Raw genomic sequence first — 22,637 nt, forward strand, 5'->3', positions numbered from 1 at the left:
CTGCCGTTGTCGGCATAGGGCTTGATGTCGGCCGCCATGCTGGGCATCCAGTTGCCGAGAAAGACGTCGATGTCCTTGTTCTGCATGGACTTGTAGGTGACCGGCACGGAAATCATGTTGGTCGTGGTCTGGTAGCCGAGGGCGCGCAGTATTTCGCTGGTCACCGCGGTGGTCACGGTGATGTCCGTCCAGCCCACGTCGGCGAAGCGCACGGTGCCGCAGGCCGCCGGCTCGGCGGCTTGGCCGACGAGCGGGGTCAGGAGCACTGCACCCAGGAGCCAACGTGAAAAATCTTTCATGGACATATCCCCTTGCGTTTGCCGGGGTGTCCTCTGGCCAGCCCCGCGTGTATTTATCTGTAACCTATCCCCCCTGGCTCGCCTACCGCCTGCGTCGCTACCAGAGTGCGCAGCGTCGTAACCAGAAGCGGGAATGTCGTATCCAGCTTGAACTCCGCGAACCCTGGCTCCGCGCATCGGCGGCGGTGGTCGGTTTCCACGATTCGCGGCTGCCGGATGGCTGACCGCGCCGGCTCCGCGACTCGCGACGGAGCGGCGCCGGCTGTCCTGGTCAATTGGCCAGGCTGGCCTTGACCGCGACGTTGCCCGGGGCGCCGCTGCGGGTGGTGACGCCCTTGAGCCAGGCTTCCAGCTGATCGGGATTCTGCTTGAGCCAGTTGCGTACCGCTCGGCGCGGATTCTCCTGCTCGTTGGCCACCCGATCCATGAGGATGTTTTCCATGGCCGGGGTGAAGACCAGGTTGGACAGCAGCCGGCCCACGTTGGCGCATTGCTGGGCATAGCCCTTGCGGACCACGGTGTAGACCGTGGCAGCACCCTGGTTGGGGCCGAAGTAGTCGTCGCCGCCATCGAGATAGGCCAGCTTGTGGCGGATGTTCATCGGGTGCGGTTCCCAGGCGAGAAAGACGATCCACGGATTTTTCAGCAATTCCTTCATCCGCACCTGGGTCAGCATGCCCTGTTCGCTGGATTCGTCGAGCTTGAAGCCACCCAGGCCGAAGGCATTGGTGGCGATCATCTTCTGGACCAGGCCGTTGCCGTCATTGCCCTTCTCGATGCCGTAGATCGTGTGGTCGAAGCGGTCGCCGAAGCGGGCGATGTCGGCGAACGTCTTCACGCCGGCATCGTAGGCGGCCTGGGGCACGGCCAGGGTGTAGCGGGCACCTTCGAGATTGCTGCGCAGCCGCTCGACGCTGCCGTTGTCGACGAAGGGCTGGCTGACCTTTACCTGGGCCGGCATCCAATTGCCGAGGAAGACATCGGCATCGTTCTTGGCCAGGGCGGTGTAGCTGTTCGGCAAGGATTGGCGAACGATCTCGGTATCGTAACCAAGGGCGCCGAGCAGGTAGCGGGCCATCGCGTTGGTAATCACGAGGTCGCTCCAGCCCACGTCGGCGAAGCGTACGTCGTGACAGCTTTCGGGCTCGGCGGCCTGGGCGGTGGCGCACAGCAGCAGGCCGGATAGCAGCAGGTAACGAGAGATCTTCATCCTGGACTCCTTGGATCGAAAAGGTCGGGAAGGACCGGGGTTGCATGGACCGCGCCGCCTGGCTCGGCTGATTACGGCTTTGCGCCGCAAGCGAGCAGAAGGGCGACGGACGGTCGCCAGTCCTGACCTAGAACCGTGCCTCTTGAGTCGGGTTGCTACATTTTGGCGCGTGCCGGTTACGTTCTGGTGTTACCGCAGCGGCCAATGTGGCGAGAGGCCACCACGCGATGGGTCGGTCTCGGATTCGTTTGGTCGCAAACAAATCCCTATTCAATCAAGGGCATTTCGCCCTGCGCCGCGGGTTGTCCGCCGCAGACACTCTGCGACGTGTGAGGTTCGCTCGATGTCGGCATGGGATTTGCGACATGACTTATGCGTCCGCGACACCTTGCCCATTGGCAAGCCGTCAGCCGGACCCCAAAAGAGCCCGGAGAAAGGGCCTCAGCCTGCGTGAAGGAGAGTCCTAACCATGTCGCCCATTCCGTCCCCGTCACAGCCCCGTGCCATCCAGTCCATCGGCTTCCTGCTGCTGGACAATTTCACGCTGATTTCCCTGGCCTCGGTCGTGGAGCCGCTGCGGATGGCCAACCAGCTGTCGGGGCGCGAGCTCTATCGCTGGTGCACCTTGAGCCTGGACGGTCGTCCGGTACGGGCGAGCGATGGCTTGCAGATCACCCCGGACAGCGCGGTGAGCGCCGCCCCGGTGATGGACATGGTGATCGTCTGCGGTGGCGTGGGTATCCAGCGCAGCGTCTCGCGCGAGCATTGCACCTGGCTGCAGAGCCAGGCGCGCCAGGGGCGCAAGCTGGGTGCGGTGTGCACCGGCAGCTGGGCCCTGGCCCGTGCCGGCCTGCTCGATGGCTACGATTGCAGCGTGCACTGGGAGACCCTGGCGGCCCTGCAGGAGGCCTATCCGCGGGTGGTGCTCAGCACCCGTCTGTTCACCATCGACCGCAACCGCTGCACCGCGTCGGGTGGTACCGCGCCGATGGACATGATGCTGCACCTGATCGGCCGCGAGCACGGTCGCGAGCTGTCGGCGGCCATCTCGGAAATGTTCATCTACGAACGCATCCGCAACGAGCAGGATCATCAACGCGTGCCCCTCAAGCACATGCTGGGCACCAATCAGCCCAAGCTGCAGGAGATCGTGGCGCTGATGGAAGCCAACCTCGAAGAGCCCATCGACCTCGACGAACTGGCGGTGTACGTGGACGTCTCCCGGCGCCAGCTGGAGCGACTGTTCCAGAAGTACCTGCACTGCTCGCCGTCGCGCTACTACCTCAAGCTGCGCCTGATCCGCGCGCGGCAACTGCTCAAGCAGACCACCCTGTCGATCATCGAGGTCGCCTCGGTGTGCGGCTTCGTCTCCACCCCACACTTCTCCAAGTGCTACCGCGAATACTTCGGCATCCCGCCGCGTGACGAGCGCCAGGGCCCGACCATCCAGCAGCCCATCGCGCTGATGCCGCTGTCCCAGGAACTGTCGCTGATGCCGGCCTCCTCGGCGCTCGCCGCCCTGAGCCAGGCCCAGGGCGAGTCCACCTTCGCCAGCGTGCGGCTGTAAGCCGCCTCAGGCCGCCTAGCGACCGCTGGGCAGGCTGAGCAGCAGCGCCGCCGTCTGCAGATCCGGCTGGCCGTCGAAACGGCCCGGCCGGTACTTCATCTGGAAGGCGCCGATGACATCGCGGGTGGCCGCATCCAGTACACCGTTGCGCGGTACCGCATAACCGATCCGTGCCAACTGATCCTGGAACCAGGCCGGTGGCGGCAGCACCCCGCCCAGGCTGGCCTGGCGCTGGGCGACCACGGCCGGGTCGGGCCAGTTGATCAGCCCGGCGGCAGCCAGACGCGCCCAGGGGAACAGTGGGCCGGGGTCCTGCTTGCGGCCGGGCGCGATGTCGCTGTGGCCGACGATGGCGCGCCGATCCAGGCCGTGGCGTTGTTCGATGTCCTTGAGCAGCGGAATCAGGGCCTGAATCTGGGCTTCGCTGAAGGGATACCACTGGCGTCCCGCCGGGGTGTCACGAAAGCCCAGGTTGACCATCTCGATGCCGATGGAGCTGGAGTTGAGCCAGGTGCGACCTTCCCACTCGCTGACGCCGGCGTGCCAGGCGCGACGATTCTCGTCTACCAGGCGGTAGACGGTGCCGTCGGTATCGATCAGGTAGTGGGCGCTGACCCCGGCCTGGGTCAGCAGCTTGAGCGACTGCTGGGAATTGGCTGCCGTGTAGTGCAGCACGATGTACTGCACTCGGCTGTCCTGGTCGCGGGAGGTGTAGTCGTCGTTGATGCGCGGCCCGCTGGCACAGCCGGCCAGGAGCAGACCGCAGAGCAGCCAGGAAAGGGGCTTGAACAGGTTACGCACGGTTACCTCGCGAGGGTGGGCAGGGTCAGGCCACTTCCAGGCGATCGCGTCCGGCGCGCTTGGCGCGGTAGAGCGCCTGGTCGGCACGCTCGAACACGGTATCGGCATCCTCGCCCGGCGCAAAGGCCGCTAGACCAGCGGACAGGGTGACCACGACGCGTTCGCCCTTGAAATGGAAAGGGCAGGCGGCCACGGCGGCCCGCAACTGCTCGATCAGGGTGACCGCACCGGCGACCGGGGTGGCGCCGAGCAGCACGACGAACTCCTCGCCGCCGAAGCGGGCGATGAAGTCGGTCTTGCGCAGACGGCGCTGCAGTTCATTGGCGATGATCTTGAGCACCTTGTCGCCCGCCAGGTGACCGTAGCCGTCATTGATGCGCTTGAACAGGTCCACGTCGAGCACCGCCAGCAGCAGGTCGCCGCCATGGCGTTGCCAGCGCGCCACCTCGAGGTCCAGGCGTTCGCTCCAGGCCGCGCGATTGGGCAGGCCGGTCAGGGGGTCGCACAGGGCCTTCTGCCGCTGTTCCTCCAGATGGCCGCGATACTGCTGGGCCTCGCGCTCCATTCCGGCCACCCGCGCGGTGAGGGTGCTCAGCTGCTGGCTGGCTTCCTGCTCGCGGTGCTCGCGCTGGGCCTGCTGCTCGGCGAGGCTGGTCAGCAGGCCTTCCAGGCGGCTGTCCAGGGATAGCTTGAGGCTGTCCAGGTCGGTGGCCTCCTGCACTTCGCTCTGCAGCTCGTTGACCTGGCCACGCAGGGCATCGCCGAAGGCGCGCTCCTGGGTCTGGCCGTCCTGGCGATGGACGTGGACGTCTTCCAGGCCGGCCTGGAAGGTGGCCAGCCGCTCGTTGAGCTGGCGCAGGTAGAGCTGGAATTCGCTCTGGCCGGAGTGATTCAGCGCCAGGACCAGCACCGACAGGTCGTCGAGTACCGGTACCAATTCGTACCAGTTGAGGCTGCCCTGGATGCGTTGCCGCAGGATCTCGGCCTGGGGCTTGTGGCTGTCGGGCAGGGCCAGGTCATCGAGCAGCCGCAGCAGGGTGGCTTCCAGGTGCGGGGCGATGGCGCTGTAGCCGGGCTCGGGGACCGGTGGCAGGGCGTAGGCGGGGTCATCGGCTGCGGCCGTCGCAAGCTCCGGCAGAGCGGCCGGTGTTTCCTGTGTCGCAGGCGCATCGTCCGGCGTGAGCAGGGGTTGGGGTTCGGCCAGGGGGGCGCTGGCTGCGGACAAGGGTTCCGCATCCTGTGCGGTTCTTTCGCCGGTCGGTGCCTCGGAACCCGTCTCGCCGCGCTCGCCGAACAGGCGTTGCAGCAGACCGGGGCGGGCGGGTTGCTCGGGTTGCAGATGGGTCAGGGCCTGCTGTTGCAGGCGACTGAACTCACCCAGCAGGGCGGGCAGCTCGCCGGACTGGCCGGCGGCGGCCTGGGCGCGCTTGGCGAAGCCCTTGAGGGCCTTGCGCAGCTCCCGGGGCAGTTCCAGGTTCAGCAGCAGGCGGCAGAGTTCGGCGAAGGCCTCGGCGACCTGGCGAGTGCGCAGTTCCCGGCGCTGCTCGGAGTCGAGCACCGTGCGCTCCAGGCGTGGGATGAGCTTGGCGAGGTCGGCGTCGCTGTCGTCGCGCCTGAGGATGTCGCGCAATTCGACCAGGCAGGCGTCCACCGCCACGTCGTTGCCTTCGGCGGCCAGGCTGCTGCGCACGAGACCGCGGCGCACCAGGTCCAGGCGGTTTTCCCACCGGCTTTCCAGGCGCTCCAGGTTCTCGAGGCTTTCCAGGTACTTGCTTTTCCAGCGTTCGACGTCCGCGCGCTCCATCCGCCCGCTCCAAAGGCTTGAGGTGGCTAGAAGGCAGGAACGACGAGGCGCCCAGCCGACTGAATAGTCGCTAGGGTATCGGCCAGTACGGGGAAAGTTTGAGCAGGACGACCGGAGGCCGCCTGGAAGGGACGAGCTGAGGGGGCGCCGCCGCAGAACGCGGCGGCGGCAGGGTCTTACTTGGCGGCGCGTTCTTTCTGGATCAGGAAGTCGGCGACCTTCAGGGTCTCGTCCGGACCACCCGAGGAGCCCAGGTCGAAGCGGTACTTGCCGTTGACCACCATGGTCGGTACGCCGGTGATCTGGTAGGCCATGGCCAGTTTCTTGTCCTTTTCCACCTGGCCCTTCACGGCGAAGGAATTGTAGGTGCTGAGGAACTTGTCGCGATCCACGCCCTGGGTAGCGAGGAAATCGGCCATTTCCTCGGGGGTGGCCAGCTTCTTGTGTTCCTTGTGGATGGCGGCGAAGACGGCGTCATGCACCTTGGCTTCCACGCCCATGGCTTCCAGGGTCACGAACAGCTGGCCGTGGACGTTCCAGATACCACCGAACATGGCCGGCACGCGCTTGAAGGCGACATCGGCGGGCAGTTTCTTGGCCCAGGCGTTGAGGGTGGGTTCAAAGGCATAGCAGTGGGGGCAGCCGTACCAGAACAGCTCAACCACTTCGATCTTGCCGGGCTCGGACACCGGAACCGGACTGCTCAGTTCGGTGTACTGCTTGCCGGCCTGGATATCGTCGGCATGGGCGGCCGCGCCGAACAGGCTGGCGGCGGCGAACACGGCAGAGAAAAGCAGGTTGCGCATGGGGCTACTCCTGGAGGATGACACGCCCATCAACCGGGCGTTACGGACAGCGGGCATTGTAGCCGGGCGCATCGCCACGCCTAGTCGCCCGTCGGCTGGACGCCGGCCGTGTTCAGGCTTCGTTCAGGTTGCCAGTGGGCACGGCCCTGGCCGGGCGCATCCGATATACTGCCGGCTTTGCCGCGCGGTCGCGAGTACGCCCATGTCCAGCTTCAAGAATCCCATCGTCGGTCTGTGCCAGCAGGCGTCCTTCCTCATCAGCGCTGCCAAGGTCGAGCAGTGCCCGGCCGACAGCGGCCGCGAGGTGGCCTTCGCCGGGCGCTCCAATGCCGGCAAGTCCAGTGCCCTCAATACCCTGACCCATGCCAGTCTGGCGCGGACGTCGAAGACGCCCGGCCGCACCCAGTTGCTCAACTTCTTCTCGCTCGATGAAGAGCGGCGCCTGGTGGACCTGCCCGGCTATGGCTACGCCAAGGTGCCGATCCCGCTCAAGCAGCACTGGCAGGAGCACCTGGAGGCCTATCTGAGCAGCCGTCATTCGCTCAGCGGCGTAGTGCTGATGATGGACATCCGCCATCCGCTGACCGAATTCGACCGCCTGATGCTGGACTGGGCCCAGGCCAGTTCCATGCCCCTGCACATCCTGCTGACCAAGGCCGACAAGCTGGCCTTCGGCGCCCAGAAGAACGCCCTGCTCAAGGTGCAGCGCGAGGTGCGCCAGGGCTGGGGCGATACCGCCAGCATCCAGCTGTTCTCGGCGCCCAAGCGCCAGGGGGTGGAAGATGCCCTGCGGGTGCTGGCCGGTTGGCTGGGCCTGGACGAGCGCGCCGCCGAGGCATAAAAAAACTCCGGACTTCCATCGGGGGAGGGGAGAAGTCCGGAGTTCAAGACTGGACCGCAAAGGGGCGGTCCAGCATCTGCCAACACTAAACAGCAAAGGAGCAGAACGGCTATCCGAACCGTTCAGCTGTTCAGACGGGGCCCCATGAAAAAGGTTCGCCCCGGCCACGAAAAATCGGACTAAAGCCCGGGGCCGCTCAGCGCCCGCTGGCCAGCCCCAGCCCCTCGTCGGCACCCAGGTGTACGTTCATGCACTGCACCGCCGCGCCGGCCGCACCCTTGCCCAGGTTGTCCAGGCGCGCCACCAGCGTCAGGCGCTCGGCATTACCGAAGACGAAGAGATCGGCGCGGTTGGTGTCGTTGCACGCCTGGACGTCGAAGAAGCCATCGTCCAGCTCCGCTTCGGCAGCCACCGGCGCCACGCGAATGAAGGCTTCACCGTCGTAGTGACGGGCCAGGGCCGCCTGCAGGTCGGCCGCGGTGGTGCCTGGGCGCAACTGGCTGGCGTGCAGCGGGATGGTCACCGCCAGGCCCTTGAGGAAGGGGCCGACGATGGGGCTGAACACCGGCGCCGCGGCGAGGCCGCTCTGCACGCGCATTTCCGGCAGGTGCTTGTGTCCCTGGCCCATGGCGTAGGGGCGCGGACTCTGCAGGCGAGCGTCGCCACCGGCTTCGTAGGCAGCGATCATCTGCTTGCCGCCGCCACTGTAGCCGGTGAGGGAGAAGGCCGACAGCGGCGTCTCCGGCGTCAGCAGGCCAGCGTCCACCAGCGGGCGGGCCAGCAGGATGAAGGCGGTGGCGTGGCAGCCGGGGTTGGCGATGCGTTTGCTGGCGCGCAGGGCTTCACGCTGACCCGGGGCCAGCTCGGGCAGGCCGTAGGTCCAGCCGCTGTCGGTACGGAAGGCGGTGCTGGCGTCGATGATGCAGGTGTTGGGATTGGTCACCAGGCTGACCGCTTCGCGGGAGGCCGCATCGGGCAGGCAGAGGAAGGCCACGTCGGCGGCGTTGAGGAAACGCGCGCGCTCGACCGGGTCTTTGCGCTTGCTCTCGTCGATGCGCAGCAGTTCGATGTCCGAACGGCCGGTCAGGTAGTCCAGCAGGCGCAGGCCGGTGGTGCCTTCCTGGCCGTCGACGAAAACTTTGAAGCTCATGGCGGTGCCTCTCGCGGATGGGCGCTGAAAGCCTCGATTGTAGCGATTCGAGCGGGCCAGGGGTACGTCGGGCGGGAATACAGTTGGCCACCGACGGACCGGTGCAGAGCAGCCGGGTAGAAGGGTCTTGCTGAGGCGAATGGATACAGATCAATTATCCATTAAATTGTACAGTTACAGTGATTTATCGCTGTAACTGGTCCGTTCGCTGCGCAACGCCGAAGCTGGTCTCTCCTCCCTCGCGGCCCTGGAGATCGCCATGGACAGCCTGCCACTCCCTGCTTCATCCGCCCGTTCGCCTGGACGTCGCTACGGCCTGCGCCCCCTGCTGGCGTTGCTCGCTGCCTGGCAACGCCGCTGCGCCACGCGTCGGCAGTTGCAGCGATTGGACGGTCGGGCCCTGGCCGATCTGGGGCTGAACCTGGCGGACCAGTACCATGAAGGGGGCAAGCCCTTCTGGCGCGAATGAAATTGCGCGGCACCATGAGACTTCTCAGGGCCGGCGGCAGTCTCACTCAGGCACATCTAGACGGGAGCCCCCCATGAAAAGCCTGCACCTGGGCGCCGCCGCGGCGCTGTTCTGCCTGTCCACCGCCGCTTCGGCCTCGAGTTTCTACGTCACCACGGACATCATCGTCGACGCCATCGACGCGACGTCCGACGCCACCTCGGCCATCACGGGGTCGTTCAAGAACGACAAGGTGGTCCTGGCCGCCCGCGACGATGCGGCCAGTTTCGTCGGTAGCGCCGGTGACATCCGCGGCGTACGGCTGGAGGCCGCCCTGGGGCATCTGCGCAGCCAGGCGCCGGAACTGCGCCAGGCCAGCGATGCACAGTTGGCCCAGGCAATCCTCGCCATCTGAATCGCAACACCGCGAAATACCCCCTGCAGCGCGTGCCGGCTAGCCCGGAGCGGGGGGCTGCGTTAGCCTTGGCGACCATCTGCCACCGGAGGGTCGCCATCCATGTGTTTCCGCCGTTCTGCCGGGCTGCTGCTCGGTCTCTGCCTCGCCACGCCGGTCCTGGCGTTCGACTCCACCACCGAGGGTCTGGTGAAGACCATCTATGGCACCAGCCAGATCACCACCGCCCCCTTCCAGAACAAGCTGGTCCTGGCGGCGCGTGACGATGCCGCGGCCTTCGTCGCCACTGACGGCGCCCTGCGCGGCGCGCAGCTGGAAGAGACCCTGCGGGCGCTGCGAGCGGCCGATCCGGCGCTCAAGGCGAGCGATCGGGAACTCGCCGAGGCCATTCTGAGTCAGTAGTCCGTTTCAATTCCGTGACATCCCTGGAGTACCCATGCGCCGTTCCCTGCTTATCGCCGCCGCCCTGACCCTTGGCGTTTCCAGCCTGGCTCAGGCCCAGACCCTGGTGGCCACCAGTAACATCGTGGTGCGGGCGCTGCAGCGCAGCATCGACTTCACCTCCGATACCACCACCTCCATCCGCGACGCCAAGATGATCCAGGCTGCCCGCGGCGATGCCGCCAGCTTCGTCGCCAGCAACGGCGACATCCGCGGCGTGCAATTGGAAGAAGCCTTCCGCAGCCTGCGCGACCAGCTCCCGGCGGCACGTCAGGCCAACGATCTGCAGCTGGCCCAGGCCATCCTCGCGCTGTGAACTGTCGCGCCGGCCGGCTGCGGCAGTGGCTGGCTGGCCTCGCGGCCGGCCTGGCCCTCGGCGGGGCCCAGGCCGCCCTGCACCTCGAACTCGATACCCAGGGCCTGACGCCCGCGCAGATCCAGGCCACCCAGCAGCTGCTGGCTGAAGCCCAGGCCCTGCTGCCGCCCACCTTCAAGGCGGCGCTGGACGAGCGCATCCCGGTGCGCTGGAGCAGCGACTTGCTGGAAGAGGCGTACGGCGAGGCGGACCGGCGCAACCTGCTGCTCAATCGCCGCCTGCTGCCGAGCCTGGTGGACGGCAGCGACACTCGCATCCAGACCGGTCGCCCCCACGGCACCCAGCACCGCGAGCTGCTGGCCACGGTGCTCCATGAACTGACCCACTTCTACGATCGCGAGCAGGTCTGGACGCCCGCGCAGCGCCAGCTGATCCTCTCCTGTGGCGGCCTGGGACTGAACTCCGACCAGTTGCCGCTGAAGTGCCAGGGCCAGGCCGGGCGCAGCTACACCCTGTCCGACGATCCCCGCCTGCTGGACCTGGCCGGTTGGCAGGTGAAGACCCGCAAGCACGGCAACCGCGAGTCGAAGAATCTCTTCATCGCGCGCAGCCCGGATCTCTATGAAGTCACCAACCCGAAGGAATTCGTGGCGGTGAACATGGAGTACTTCCTGCTCGATCCGAGCTACGCCTGCCGCCGGCCGGCGCTGCAGCGTTACTTCGCCGAGCACTTCGGCTGGTCGCCGCCGCACGACGCCTGTCCAGGCCGCTATCCCTATCTCAACGCCGGCAACGACTTCGGCGAGGCGCCCCTGGGCTGGCTCGATCCGGCGCGGGTCTACGCGGTGGACTACCTGCTGGCCGAGGGCAATGAAAAGGTCATGAGTCGTTGGGGGCACAGCATGCTGCGGCTGGTGGTCTGCGCCCCCGGGCGGCCGCTCGGCCCGGATTGCCGGCTGGACCTGCAGTATCACTTGGTGCTGTCGTTCCGTGCCTTCGTCAATGACGTCCAGCTCTCCAGCTGGCGTGGCCTGACCGGCTCCTATCCCTCGCGGCTGTTCGTGCTGCCGCTGGCCCAGGTGGTGGACGAATACACCAAGGTGGAGCTGCGGGGTCTGCAATCCGTACCCCTCAAGCTGACGCGTCCGGAAATCGCCGACTTCCTCGAGCGGACCGCCCAGGTCCACTGGAGCTACGACGGTCATTACTACTTCATCACCAACAACTGCGCGGTGGAGACCTTCAAGCTGCTGCACGACGGGGTGCCGCGACTGGCCCAGGCCCAGCTCGACGTCATCACCCCGACCGGGCTGATGGATGCGCTGCGGATCAAGGGGCTGGTGGACACCTCGGTGCTGGACGATCCACGCGAGGCGCTGCGCCTGGGCTATCGCTTCGACAGCTTCCGCGAGCGCTTCCAGGCCATGTTCAAGGTGGCCAGGGAGCGGCTGAGCCTGCCCCAGGCCGATGTCGAGGCCTGGCTGGCCCTGACCCCGCAGCAGCGCCGCGCCGAATTCCAGCGCGCCGATCTGCGGGCCAGCGCGGCCCTGCTGCTGCTGGAGCAGGCGGCCTATCGCCGGGCGCTGCTGCAGGCCCAGACCGAGCTGAAGGATCGCTACCTGGGCCAGGACGCCGCGGACAAGGCGCGCTTCGGCAAGGCCGGCGGTGCCCTGGAGCAGATCCTCAAGGACAGCGGCTACCTCAGCCGCCCGGCCGAATTGCTCGGCACCGACGGCTACGGCTTGCCGCAACCCGGCGAGTGGGACCAACTGACCGCCGAGAGCCAGAAGCGCCAGGCCCATCTGCGCAGCCTCCGGGATACCCTCAACGACGAGGTGCGCCAGCTGCTCTCGCCGGAGACTCGCAGCGGCCTGGATCTCACCGAGGCCAACCTCGACCTCTTGGGCAAGCACCTGCGCGAGCTGAACAAGGCCAGTGGCGGCCTGGAGCTGAAGTAGGGAAGGACTGAGCAAGTAATGCCGATCAGTCAAGCCTTCCTGGCGGGTCGTGTGCTAAAGGGTGGAGCCTGGACCTGGTGTTAGGCGTGCGATCGCGACCATGGCGGTCCGTCGATGCGGCCGCTCCTACAGGAAGAGGCACGCCGGTTTAACGTGATCTTGCCGTGGCTGATGAAACTGAACGCCTGCTCGGACAGCCCCCTCTCCCCTCGGGAGAGGGTTGGGGTGAGGGCCTCCTCGCCACCAAGTCTCCAGTGGAAAAGGCTACGCCGTTTTCCACGCTACGTGAGGTATCCCCACAGCGATAAGACAGTTGCTCCTACAGGGGATGATGCCTTTGTAGGAGCGGACCATGGCCGCGATAAAGCGGGAGCGGTAGAGATCCTGCTGGTTGCCCATGCAACAGCCTGGCATTTGCCCACTGCCGTCAGTTGCAAAAACGCCGCGCTCTGGCGAGGAGAACGCGGCGTTTTTGTGATCGTCAGGGTAGCTGGGAGCGCAGGGTGGACTGCGATCAATGCTCAACGGACCGGTATTAGGTATTAGCCGAGCGGGTACTCTCCCCTTGCCAGAAAGCGCCGACGTCCTCAGCGGTGCCGGCTAGCGCTTCGGCGGCTTGCCCTGGGGCTTGGCCGGTGCCGGCGGTTGCGGACGCTCCAGCAGTGCCAGCAACCGCTCCGGCGGCACCTCCTGGCCATTGAGGGTCAGGCGGCCGGCGGCGTAGGCCAGGCTCGCCACCAGGTCGTCACCCTCGGCCTTGAGCAGGCCGCTGTTCAGTCCGATGCTGGCCAGGGCCTCGGCGGTGGCCTGGGCCTGTTGGCGTAGCGCGGGCTGGTCGCGCGGGGCGCCGGTCTGGAACAGGACCCCGTCCACCAGGCTGCTGCGGGCCAGCGAGAGACGGGCGTCGAGGCGAGTCAGCAACTGGGCGATCAGCTGCTCCGGCGGCAGGTCGTAGGTCGCTGGCTTGTCCAGCGTCAGGTCCAGTCGCAGCTGGTTGCTGCCGCCTGCCGTGTCGAAGCGCAACTCATCCACCACCAGTTGCGGGCGGGCGGCGAGCACGTCGTTCAACTGCTGCTGCAGGGTCGCCTGGGTGGTGGGATCGAGGCCTTCCTCGGCGTCCAACTGCAGATGCTGGAGCAGGGTGTTCAACTGGGCCAGGGCGGGGCTGTCGAGATTGGTGTAGTGACTCTTCAGGGTCGCCTTGCCCAGGGTCTGGCCGGCGATGTCGAGGCGACCGAGGCTGGCGTTGAGTGTCCCGGACAGTCGTTGTCCCTGTTGCTGGGTGTCACCCTGGAGGTTCAGGTCCTGCATTTGCACCTCGGGCTTGCCGGGCATCGCCAGCGAGACCCGCGCCAGGCGCAGCTGGCCCGGGCCGAGCCAGAAGCCATCGGCGTTGCGGTGGTTGTCGCCGGTCAGGCCGAAGCCTTCCATTTCCAGCTTGCTCCAGCCCTCGGGGGTGCGGACGTTGACGCTGAATTGCCCCACCGTGCCCTCCAGGCGCAACCGGCGGCCGTCCAGGTCGGTGCGGAAGCTGGCGTTCAGCCCGGAGAAGGCCACGGCGCCCTGGGGCTGGTCCAGGTGCAGCGGGGCGATCATCAACTGGCCGTCGACGCTGCGGTCATAGCCCAGGGTCGCGTCGAGACGGATGGGCTCGGTGCCCTTGGTCAGGCCGAACAGGGCGGCCGCGGTGGCCGTATCGGCCAGGGTGAAGCTGTTGACCGCCATCACTGGAGTCAACTGGAGGGACTTCAGCCGTGCCAGCGGGAAGGGGCCGTGCTGGATACTGTCTCGTACCCGCAGCATTTCCACCGGGGGACGCCCCTCGGGTTGCAGGGTCAAGCTGAACACGGCCGTGCTGCTGAACAGCCCGCGCTGGAAGTCGGCCAGCTGGAGTTGCAACGGATACTCCGGCATCTCGGCCTGTAGCGCCGCCTGGGCCTGACTGGCGGCCTGGCGCAATTCGGCTTCGAGGCGCCCACCGGTGTACCAGGCGCCGCCGACGCCTGTGCCGACGGCCACCAGGGCCAGTCCGGCCAGGGTGGTGAGGAGGGGTTTCTGCATAGGTGACAAGTCCCTTTGTGAGCGAGGCGCGGAGGCAATCCGCGGCGAGTCGGAAGCGGAGTGTACGAGAGCGCCTGGCGGATGCCGAGGGGCAAGCCCGGCCGTTCGCGCGGAGGGTGGTGGACTGTGATCGCTTTCCAGCGATTGGCGTGCCGAGTCGACGGCCGATTCGGTGGGTGCTAGTGTGGTGTTTCAGAAGTTATCTACACAATTCTGGCGGCGCTTTTTCGGCCTGGGCGGCGTTGCCACTCCTCGCCATAGCCCTGCTATGACTCGTCGCGGCGCCTGGCCCAGACCAAAAAATCACTCGCCAATTCTTGCGCGAACTTCTGAAACACCACACTAGCGTGCCGCGATCCCCCCTACCGGAGCCTGCTGCATGACCGTTCTCGTTTCCTCGCTTGCCCGCCCTTCGTATTCGTTGCCGGGGGTATCGGCATGAGCAGCCAGCGTCCGGTCGACGGCCTGCAACTTCCCACCGAGCTCCTGGCCCGCGCCGAGGCGCTGCTGGCCCAGGGCGGGCGCCGCCTGCTGGGCATCGCCGGCACGCCCGGCGCCGGCAAGTCGACGGTGGCCGAACTGTTGGCGGTGGCATTGGGCGAACGCGCCGTGGTGGTGCCCATGGACGGCTATCACCTGGCCAACCGCGAACTGGCGCGCCTGGGTCGCGCCCAGCGCAAGGGCGCCCCGGACACCTTCGACGCCCGCGGCTATCGCGCCCTGCTGCAGCGGCTGAAGTCGCCAGTGGCAGGCGAGACCGTCTATGCGCCGCTGTTCAATCGCGAGATCGAGGAACCCATCGCCAACGCCATCCCCGTCCATGCGGAGACGCAACTAGTGATCAGCGAAGGCAACTACCTGCTGCTGACCCAGGCGCCTTGGCGCGACGTGGCGGACGTGTTCGACGAGTGCTGGTACGTGCGCGTCGACCCCGAGGAGCGTCGCGCACGCCTGGTCGCCCGGCACATGCACTTCGGCCGCAGCCGCGCGGAGGCCGAAGCCTGGGTGGCGAGCACCGACGAGCCCAATGCCCGACTGATCGACGGCGACCGGGCGCGGGCGGATCTGGTGGTGGAGTGGCGGGATGGGGTGGGAATCGGTTAGGCCGGAGGAGGCAAGGGTGTTTGCTGCCTAGGCGGCAGTGAAGCCAGAGGCGAGCTGAGTGGCGAGGGCGGCGTGTTTCTAAGCTGCCTGTACGGCGGTGAACATTGCCCCGACTGCCGCCGCGCATGGGGATGATTTCTGAGCTGCCTATGCGGCAGCGAACGGCTCGTGGCATTTGAGCCAACAGCTGGCGTATTTCTAAGCTGCCTATGCGGCAGTGAACGGGCATTAGCGCTTCGATTTCCTGATCAGTATTTTCTAAGCTGCCTATACGGCAGTGAACGAACCCGCCTGTGCTGCTGGAGGGGGGAGACCTTTCTAAGCTGCCTATACGGCAGTGAACCGGATGAGGCCTGGGACAGGGCCATCGACGAGTTTCTAAGCTGCCTATACGGCAGTGAACACGCGCTCCAGGTCGGCCGGCTGCGCCGTCCTTTTCTAAGCTGCCTATACGGCAGTGAACTAGAGCTAGTTCTACATAACACCTTGATCTATCGAAGACTAATCGGTTTTTCCTCTCAAAACCCTTTTTTCACGGCCTCTTCCAAGTCATTGATTTTTATCGCTGTAAGGTGGGCCTCAAAAAAGAGGGTATGAACGCGGCGCCATTTGCCGAGACCGGACAGGCGCCGATCTAAAGCCTCCTTTTAGAATCCCCCACCTGCATCCAGCCAAGCCTGTTCTTCCGCTGTATCGATCCGGCCCAGCGCCCGATTTCGGTGTGGAAAGCGCCCGAACTGGGCGATCACGTCCAGATGCGCCTGGGCGTAGCTGCGGTAGTGCTCGATGCCCAGGGCCTCGAACAATTCAAGAGAGCGGTGCTGATCGACCAGGGCTTCGGAATGCTCGAATGGCAGATAGAAGAAGGCGCGTAGCTCGGGCTCGACCTGCTGGTCCAGGCCGGCATCGATCGCCTGCCGGGCGTAATGCAGGGCCAGGGCGTCGGTGGCGAAGGCATGGCCGCTGTGGCGGAAGATATTGCGGGGGATCTGGTCGAGCAGGAGGCAGAGGGCCAGGACGCCTTCGGCCTTGTCGGCCCAGCTATCGAATTCGCGGCGACTCGCGGCGAAATGCGCTGCCTCGAAGCCCGTGCGGCATTCGGTATCGAACTCGGTGCCACCGCTGAACCATTTGCGTCTACCGGCAGAGCGCCAGAAGGTTACGACTTCCTGTGGTTGCATGCTGTCTTCCCAGTCGCGCGGGTTGCCTGAGTGGTTGTTGCACTCGACGTAGCTTATAACGACTGCTTGGTGCGGCGAGACAGACGGCTATTTCATACACGGCCGCGTAAGCAGGACGACCTCTCCGTCGAGGACCGGATAGCCTTGAAGGCCCCGAAAAGTGGAGATAGACCGTATGACCAGGTTCTTGGATGACCTCATGGAAAGCGTTACCCAAATGGACGAGATCGTCCGGGGTGAGCGGCAACCTCCCCGTGAATTCCACATCGATGCCCTGCAGATCAAGCAGATGCGCAAGAACACGGGACTGAGCCAGGCGCAGTTCGCTAGGAAGCTCAATATCGACGTCGGTACGTTGCGCAATTGGGAACAGAGCCGGCGCGAACCCACTGGGCCGGCGAAGGCGCTGTTGGTAGCGCTGAAGAACGACGCCGTGCATGTGCTGGCAGCGCTGGGGGCTTAGCCGTCGTGGGTGCTAGTTTCTGGGCTGCCTGTGCGGCAGTGAACTTCCATTTCGGTGCTTTACGCTGCACACCTTGTTTCTAAGCTGCCTGCACGGCAGTGAACCATTTGGCTGGTCTTTTCCTGCAAGATTCTCGTTTCTAAGCTGCCTACGCGGCAGTGAACCCCATGAGTGCGCGCAGCTCCAGCAGGGCGGCTTTCTAAGCTGCCTACGCGGCAGTGAACAATGGGAGTCAAGAAAGCTGTCGATACGGCTGTTTCTAAGCTGCCTACGCGGCAGTGAACTCAGGCAATCCGTACCGTACCGGTCATCGGCCTTTCTAAGCTGCCTACGCGGCAGTGAACGAGCGCGCCGAGCAGACCGCGGCAGCCTTCCATTTCTAAGCTGCCTACGCGGCAGTGAACGCAACTCCGACCGAGGCATTCGGGTCGTAGAATTTCTAAGCTGCCTACGCGGCAGTGAACTAGACCCAAAACCACCCAAGCTCTTGATCCGAAAGACTTAGGCGGCTTTTTAACCTCTCCAACCTTTTTTCTGCGCCTTCCGTAACCCCTTGATTTTACAGGTGGCACCTGGGCGCTCAGAAAAAAGGGTCAGAACCAGGGCACGGTGGCCGTGGTGCTCAGGCCGTAGCGGTTGAAGGTGCCGGGGATGGGCGCCTCCAGCAACGGGCCGTGGCGGATGAACAGGGGGAAGCGCTGGCCGTTGCCGTTGCTGCGCAGGGTCACGAAGGGCAGGGCGCAGCGCTTGGCGGCGCTGTCGGGGATGCGTTGGCGGGCCTCCGTTTCGCTGAGGCCATGGCGCTTGATCAGGCGGCGGCGGAGACGGTCGGGGTTGCTGTCCACCTGGACGCGGCTGACCTGGCGCCAGCGGACCTGGGCCGGTATCGGGGTCAGGGCGCCGAGGTGCAGGTGGTCGCGCATGCCGGTGAGCCAGTCCAGCGCCAGGAGCCGGTCCAGGGCCTCGGCCGTGCCGTGCAGGCGTAGCCGGGTGCCCAGGGTGGGGCCGGCGTCCACCTCGGGAAAGCTGATGCCCACGTCGTCGCGTCGCAGATCGCTCAGCCCGCGGTGCAGCTTGGCGAACAGGGCGCTCATCAGCTGGGTGGCGGGAAACTCCGGGTCCGGCAGCAGCCGGAGGTCGAGGTAGTGGTCCATGGCTACTTCTCCTCGGCGGCCCCGAAGACGCCGCCGCGGATCAGGTTGGCGATGACGAAGTGCTGCTGGTCCAGCGTCGGCACCTGGTCGTGCAGTACCCAGTTGTCGAACAGGCTGTAGAAGTCGAGCTTGTCCTTGGGCTGGCGGTAGGCCTTGCCCTGGGAGGTGACGGAGCCATAGGGCTCGACGGCGATGGGGCCGAGTTCGTCCGCGCCGGGGTACCAGGTATCCAGGGTACGCAGGGCGTTGCCGATCTTCTGCGAGTGGATCGCCGCTACGTCGCGCACCTGATAGAGGGTCTTGCTCTTGCCGCCCTTGTCGCCGCGGTCGAGGATCAGTTCTTGGGAGGGAAAGACTTCCTGGCCATCGCCGATACGGACGAAGGCCACCACCTCCAGCAGCAGATGGCCCTTGCCGGCCAGGCCGTCGGCGATCACGGCGCCGAGGCTGTCGACCTGTGCATCGGCGGCGAAGCTGCGCAACGGCACGGCCAGGCCGTCGAAGCGCCAGCTCTGGGCGGCGGCGCCATCCTGCAGGCGGGCAATGCGGACCTCGACGGCTTCGGCACCGACCCGGTTGCGCCAAAGGAAGCGGCCACTGGCCAGGTTGGCGGCGTAACGCCGGCCCAGTTCGCCGAAACCCTGGGCGCTCACATAATGCTGCACGGTGGCCAGCAGCTTGGCCTGGTAGTCGGCATCGTTGCAGGCCGCCGGGGTGCCGGCGCCGCCGAGGACGCGCAGGGTGAAGCGCACCTTGAGGGTATCGGCCTCGGCGGGCAGGGCGGCGACGTCGACGGTCTGCAGGTTGGGCGCCTGGATGGAGGCGTCCAGCTTGGCCGGGTCGCGGTCCTTGGTCTTGATGCGGTTGGAGATGGTACCGCGCACGGATTTCTCGCGGATGGCGATGGGCTGCCAGGTACCGACGTCACGCTCGTCCCAGCGGCCGGCGTAGAGCAGGGCGTCCGAGGGATCGAGCTTGCGCTCGAAGGCGAGGACGGAGGCGGTGTTCAGGGTGGTGGTCTTGGCCATGTCGGATGTCCTTATGCGAGGGCTTCGAGGTCGAGGAAGGGCGTGGTGCAGCGATACAGGCCGGCATCGGGTTCGGCCTGGTGGTACCAGAGCAATTGGCGGATGTCGGCGAAGCGATGCGGACTGTGCCATTCGCCGAGGCCGTAGAGGCTTTCGACGAAGTGGAAGGGCAGGCTGCGGTCGCGGGCATTGCGCACGCTGCCAGGCGGATGGGCCGCCAGGGAGCGATAACCCAGCGGGATGGGCACCAGCCAGCCGGCACGGGGGCGCAGGTGCCAGTCGCTCCGAGGTGCGCCTTGCTCGTCTGCCGTGCCGGGCGGATCGACGTTCAGGCGCGTGAGGTCGAGCAGGGCCTCGAGGCTGGTCAGGCTGGCATCCTGGGTTTGCAATGCGGCGGTGCGCTGGGCGAGCAGGTCGGCGCGGGGGATCAGGGCGAAGCCAGGCAGCAGGCGGCGCGTCAGACGACGGCTGAGTCGGACTTCTTCCTCGGCCGTGCCGGGCCAGAATTCCAACAGCGGCCGCTGGCGCTCGCCCAGGGCCCAGGTCGGCGGTAGCAGGCTGCCTCCGGCCAGGCGCATACCCAGCGCGAGGTCCCAGGCGCGCTGAGCGATGGCTGCAGGCTCCAGCAGGCCGTCATAGAGGGCGGTGCCGGAGACGCCGATCAGCAGGCTGACGTCCAGGTGGATGCGCCCTTCCTCGACGATGGCGGCGGTGGTGCCGTCCTTGCCGACCGGGTTGCGCGTGAGGTGGAACACCCGGGTGCGCTTGCCGGCCGGCACGGAGGTCTGCGCCTGGTGGTGGTGACAGACGATGGCCACCCCGGCGAGTTGGATGTCCAGCGCTTCGCGCAGCTTGAGTTCCAGGGCCTGGACGAAGCCGGTGAAGGCGGTGACCGCCGGAAAGCCCCAGGTCAGGGGGCCGGAGAGGGCGTTGGCGTTCTGCACGCGCAGGCGCGGCAGCAGGAGCAGGGCTTCAGGCGCGTCCATCGTCGAGCATCTCCTTGAACAGCTTCAGTTCGTCGTGCAGCACGCCGCGCCAGTGGTCGGCCTCGGCTTCGCCCAGGCGCAGGGCGTCGTGATCCAGCTTGGCGTTGAGCCAGTTGCCGAAGCGCTGGCTGGCCTGGGCAGGCCAGTCGCGCCACAGGTGGCTGCTGCGGAAGTCCGCATCCGTTTGAGCCCGCAAGGGATCGAGCCAGAGGCGCTCGCTTTCGTCCAGGCGGCAGTCGGGATGGGCGCTCCAGCCGGGGGGAAGGACGCCGTTGCGATTGGCCTCCAGCAGCTCGGCGGCGTACTGGTGGAAGGCGTCGGTGATCTCTTCGAGCAGGCGGGCGCGTTTGCGGCGGATCTGCCAGTTGTTGTGCGTCGTCACCCGCAGGAAGTGCTGCAGCTCGGCTACCCGGGCGCGCAGGGTCTTGTCGTGGCGATAGAGGAAGTCGAAGGCCGAGTCGCGGCGCAAGGGCGGGCGCAGGTCGAGGCTGCGCCAGGTGGGCGGTAGCGAGGCGAGCAGCCAGTTCTCGCCATAGCGCTCGCTGTTGAGTTGACTGATGTTCTGCGGCTTGGTGCCGCCGAACTTCTGGATCGCCAGGTCGAGGTACTCGCAATAGCCCTGCTCGGCCGGTTGCGCGTTCTTGCGGGCTTCGCGGGCCGCCTTGGCGGCGGCACCGAAGCGATCCTCCCGCAGGCGCCGCTGCAGCCGGTGCGCCAGGCTGGTGGGGAACAGTGGTGCCAGCAGGTGATAGCCGCCGTCCGGCAGCGGGAAATAGACCTGCTTGGCCAGGCTATGGGAAGCCGCCGGGCCGCGGCTGGCGGTGATGGCGGCGAAGCTGGCGCGCCAGGCCTCGGCCTGCTCGGCGTCGTCGCTCAAGGCGGCGAGCAGGTCGGCGTCCTGGTCCAGAACGCGTTGCAGCAGGCTGCGGCCTTGATGCTCCAACTTGAGCAGCTTGAATACATCCAGCGCCGCTGCGTTGCCCACTACATCGTCATCCCAGCCCTCGGCCAGGCAATGGCTGGAAACCAGCCCCGGCAGTTCGGCAGCGGTCGGCGGTACATGCAGGCTACTGCCACGGGCGTCCGGGTGGATGGGCTTGAGGGTATGGGTGGCGAGCTGGATCTGGGCGACGCGCCGGGCGGCGTCGGCGAGCCAGACTTCCGGGCGGTGAGCATCGAGCAGCGGCTGACGCCTGGGGTCGTCGTCGGCCAGCTTGTCGAGCTTGGCCTGCAGGCGGGTCTGGATGAAGGTATGGATCAGGTCGCGCAGGGCGGCTTGAGGCAGCAGCAGTGACGCCATGGTGATCTCCCTATCAATTGACCAAGGCAGCATAGGTCTAATCCAAGAAAAACACCAAGATACTTTCTGTAAATTTCAGGCTATTCTCCGTGGACTGCCGAATGGGCAGTTTAGGAAAAGATGCTTTCGGGAAAACTGCCGAACAGGCAGCTCAGAAGGATTGAACATGGCCTACTTCCCTCCACAGTTGCCTCTCGCTGAAGACCTGGAAAGCCGGACGGTTCTACGCAAGTTGGCACGTGCGCATCAGGCCCTGGCTGAGCTCAAGGGGGTAGCAGACAGCGTGCCTAATCAGGACATCCTGATCAGTACGCTATCTCTACAGGAGGCCAAAGACAGCTCTGCTATCGAGAACATCATCACCACCCAGGATGATCTTTACCGAAGCGATAGTGCCGGCCGGCAGTTCATCAGCGTGGCGGCGAAAGAGGTACACAACTATGCATTGGCGCTCAAAGAAGGTTTTCTGGAGGTTCGCCGCACTGGACTGCTGACTAATAGCGACATCTTGCGTATCCAGGCTCGGCTAGAGGAAAACGAGGCTGGCTTTCGTCGAATGTCAGGGACAAAACTGATGGACCAGGCAGGACTGGTGGTTTACACCCCGCCTCAGCACCCCGATGAGGTCATTGCCTTGATGACCAATCTGGAGCGGTTCATCAATGACGAAACGCTGTGCGATTGGGATCCGTTGACGCGGATGGCTGTGATGCATCATCAATTTGAAAGCATCCATCCTTTCTACGATGGCAACGGTCGAACTGGACGTATCCTGAACGTTCTCTATCTCGTCCGGTGGGGATTGCTCGGGAGCCCGGTGCTCTATCTGTCGAGGTATATCAATCAGAACAAAGCGCTCTATTACTCCAGGCTGCAGGCGGTAAGGGATGAAGGAGCTTGGGAAGCTTGGTTGCTGTTCATGCTGGAAGCCGTCGAGCAGACCGCCACTCAGACGACTAAGTTGATCTATGGCATCAAGGATTTGATGCAGGACTACAAGGAAAGACTGCGCACGCAGCGGCCCAAGATTTACAGCCAGGATCTGCTCAACAACCTGTTTTGGCACCCTTACACCAAGGTGGAGTTCGTACAGCAGGAGTTGAACGTCAGCCGGCCTACTGCTACCAAGTACCTTGAGACAGTCGTCGAGCTGGGTTTGCTGAGCAAGCATCGGGTAGGCAAGGAAAATCTTTACTTGAACGATGCCTTGTTTGAGCTGCTGTCCAACGCAGCCCAGCGTGAGTACGTGTAAAAGAATCACGATTTCTTTTACATGAAGAGCCGGACATGGAAAGAAAACCGGC

22 protein-coding genes and 2 CRISPR repeat arrays are annotated in these 22,637 nt (G+C 65.5%); of the genes, 10 read left to right on the forward strand and 12 right to left on the reverse strand.

The window, feature by feature from the left end; translation table 11 throughout:
- The coding region (locus tag AR540_RS16665; protein WP_330219595.1) for a glycine betaine ABC transporter substrate-binding protein at positions 1-299 on the reverse strand (299 nt) is incomplete at its 3' end.
- Between the two features lie 271 nt (positions 300-570).
- A complete protein-coding gene (gene choX / locus AR540_RS16670) occupies positions 571-1,509 on the reverse strand; it encodes a choline ABC transporter substrate-binding protein (RefSeq protein ID WP_059230334.1) in 939 nt (312 codons plus the stop codon).
- A 469-nt stretch (positions 1,510-1,978) separates the two neighbouring features.
- On the opposite strand from choX, the gene AR540_RS16675 reads away from it, so the two are divergent.
- Entirely contained in the window at positions 1,979-3,076 is a 1,098-nt protein-coding gene (locus AR540_RS16675; protein ID WP_059230335.1) for a GlxA family transcriptional regulator, read from the forward strand.
- 15 nt (positions 3,077-3,091) lie between these two features.
- Here AR540_RS16675 and AR540_RS16680 read toward each other — a convergent pair whose 3' ends face one another.
- From AR540_RS16680 to AR540_RS16690, 3 genes are all read right to left on the reverse strand, one after another.
- A complete protein-coding gene (locus AR540_RS16680; protein ID WP_059230336.1) occupies positions 3,092-3,877 on the reverse strand; it encodes an N-acetylmuramoyl-L-alanine amidase in 786 nt (261 codons plus the stop codon).
- A gap of 25 nt (positions 3,878-3,902) precedes the next feature.
- Positions 3,903-5,681, reverse strand: a complete 1,779-nt coding sequence (locus tag AR540_RS16685) for a GGDEF domain-containing protein (protein WP_059230337.1) — start codon at positions 5,679-5,681, stop codon at positions 3,903-3,905.
- 176 nt (positions 5,682-5,857) lie between these two features.
- A complete protein-coding gene (locus tag AR540_RS16690; RefSeq protein WP_059230338.1) occupies positions 5,858-6,487 on the reverse strand; it encodes a thiol:disulfide interchange protein DsbA/DsbL in 630 nt (209 codons plus the stop codon).
- A gap of 202 nt (positions 6,488-6,689) precedes the next feature.
- On the opposite strand from AR540_RS16690, the gene yihA reads away from it, so the two are divergent.
- Complete coding sequence (gene yihA, locus AR540_RS16695) at positions 6,690-7,328, forward strand: ribosome biogenesis GTP-binding protein YihA/YsxC (protein ID WP_059230339.1); 639 nt, start codon at positions 6,690-6,692, stop codon at positions 7,326-7,328.
- Positions 7,329-7,524: 196 nt separating this feature from the next.
- Here yihA and argC read toward each other — a convergent pair whose 3' ends face one another.
- A complete protein-coding gene (gene argC, locus AR540_RS16700) occupies positions 7,525-8,478 on the reverse strand; it encodes an N-acetyl-gamma-glutamyl-phosphate reductase (RefSeq protein WP_059230340.1) in 954 nt (317 codons plus the stop codon).
- 259 nt (positions 8,479-8,737) lie between these two features.
- Between argC and AR540_RS16705 the strand changes: the two genes are divergently transcribed.
- The 5 genes from AR540_RS16705 to AR540_RS16725 all read left to right on the forward strand — a co-directional run bounded on the left by AR540_RS16705 (position 8,738) and on the right by AR540_RS16725 (position 12,056).
- Positions 8,738-8,947 (forward strand): DUF1127 domain-containing protein, encoded by a 210-nt coding sequence (locus AR540_RS16705; protein ID WP_059230341.1) that lies wholly within the window; start codon positions 8,738-8,740, stop codon positions 8,945-8,947.
- 73 nt (positions 8,948-9,020) lie between these two features.
- Entirely contained in the window at positions 9,021-9,341 is a 321-nt protein-coding gene (locus AR540_RS16710) for a DUF2388 domain-containing protein (protein ID WP_059230342.1), read from the forward strand.
- 102 nt (positions 9,342-9,443) lie between these two features.
- Complete coding sequence (locus AR540_RS16715; RefSeq protein WP_059230343.1) at positions 9,444-9,743, forward strand: DUF2388 domain-containing protein; 300 nt, start codon at positions 9,444-9,446, stop codon at positions 9,741-9,743.
- A gap of 34 nt (positions 9,744-9,777) precedes the next feature.
- A complete protein-coding gene (locus AR540_RS16720) occupies positions 9,778-10,098 on the forward strand; it encodes a DUF2388 domain-containing protein (protein WP_059230344.1) in 321 nt (106 codons plus the stop codon).
- Positions 10,095-12,056, forward strand: a complete 1,962-nt coding sequence (locus AR540_RS16725) for a DUF7844 domain-containing protein (RefSeq protein WP_082707034.1) — start codon at positions 10,095-10,097, stop codon at positions 12,054-12,056. Before AR540_RS16720 ends, AR540_RS16725 begins: the two co-directional genes overlap by 4 nt.
- A gap of 600 nt (positions 12,057-12,656) precedes the next feature.
- Here AR540_RS16725 and AR540_RS16730 read toward each other — a convergent pair.
- A complete protein-coding gene (locus AR540_RS16730; protein WP_059230345.1) occupies positions 12,657-14,117 on the reverse strand; it encodes a YdgA family protein in 1,461 nt (486 codons plus the stop codon).
- A 438-nt stretch (positions 14,118-14,555) separates the two neighbouring features.
- Here AR540_RS16730 and AR540_RS16735 point away from each other — a divergent pair, with 438 nt between their 5' ends.
- Positions 14,556-15,221: a nucleoside/nucleotide kinase family protein gene (locus AR540_RS16735; protein ID WP_059230346.1), complete on the forward strand. Its 666-nt coding sequence runs from the start codon at positions 14,556-14,558 to the stop codon at positions 15,219-15,221.
- Positions 15,222-15,296: 75 nt separating this feature from the next.
- A CRISPR array of direct repeats spans positions 15,297-15,685; the repeat unit is 28 nt.
- Positions 15,686-15,868: 183 nt separating this feature from the next.
- Here the strand turns inward: AR540_RS16735 and AR540_RS16740 are convergent.
- Positions 15,869-16,402: a DUF924 family protein gene (locus AR540_RS16740; RefSeq protein WP_059230347.1), complete on the reverse strand. Its 534-nt coding sequence runs from the start codon at positions 16,400-16,402 to the stop codon at positions 15,869-15,871.
- Positions 16,403-16,577: 175 nt separating this feature from the next.
- Here AR540_RS16740 and AR540_RS16745 point away from each other — a divergent pair, with 175 nt between their 5' ends.
- On the forward strand, positions 16,578-16,865 hold the full coding sequence (locus tag AR540_RS16745) for a helix-turn-helix domain-containing protein (RefSeq protein WP_059230348.1): 288 nt from the start codon (positions 16,578-16,580) through the stop codon (positions 16,863-16,865).
- Between the two features lie 16 nt (positions 16,866-16,881).
- Positions 16,882-17,329: direct repeats of the CRISPR family, unit length 28 nt; unit sequence TTTCTAAGCTGCCTACGCGGCAGTGAAC.
- A 129-nt stretch (positions 17,330-17,458) separates the two neighbouring features.
- Here AR540_RS16745 and cas6f read toward each other — a convergent pair.
- The 4 genes from cas6f to csy1 are packed head-to-tail and all read right to left on the reverse strand — an operon-like array spanning position 17,459 to position 21,333.
- The gene (gene cas6f / locus AR540_RS16750; protein ID WP_059230349.1) at positions 17,459-18,019 is read right to left on the reverse strand and encodes a type I-F CRISPR-associated endoribonuclease Cas6/Csy4; all 561 of its coding nucleotides are present in this window, start codon (positions 18,017-18,019) and stop codon (positions 17,459-17,461) included.
- A gap of 2 nt (positions 18,020-18,021) precedes the next feature.
- On the reverse strand, positions 18,022-19,047 hold the full coding sequence (gene csy3, locus AR540_RS16755) for a type I-F CRISPR-associated protein Csy3 (RefSeq protein WP_059230350.1): 1,026 nt from the start codon (positions 19,045-19,047) through the stop codon (positions 18,022-18,024).
- An 11-nt stretch (positions 19,048-19,058) separates the two neighbouring features.
- The gene (csy2, locus tag AR540_RS16760; protein ID WP_059230351.1) at positions 19,059-20,033 is read right to left on the reverse strand and encodes a type I-F CRISPR-associated protein Csy2; all 975 of its coding nucleotides are present in this window, start codon (positions 20,031-20,033) and stop codon (positions 19,059-19,061) included.
- On the reverse strand, positions 20,020-21,333 hold the full coding sequence (gene csy1 / locus AR540_RS16765) for a type I-F CRISPR-associated protein Csy1 (protein WP_059230352.1): 1,314 nt from the start codon (positions 21,331-21,333) through the stop codon (positions 20,020-20,022). Before csy1 ends, csy2 begins: the two co-directional genes overlap by 14 nt.
- 166 nt (positions 21,334-21,499) lie before the next feature.
- Here csy1 and AR540_RS16770 point away from each other — a divergent pair, with 166 nt between their 5' ends.
- Complete coding sequence (locus AR540_RS16770) at positions 21,500-22,585, forward strand: Fic family protein (RefSeq protein WP_059230353.1); 1,086 nt, start codon at positions 21,500-21,502, stop codon at positions 22,583-22,585.
- Positions 22,586-22,637: the final 52 nt, after the last annotated feature.

It is taken from the genome of Pseudomonas sp. EpS/L25 (assembly GCF_001512295.1).
In the GTDB taxonomy this organism is placed as follows: Bacteria; Pseudomonadota; Gammaproteobacteria; order Pseudomonadales; family Pseudomonadaceae; genus Chryseomonas.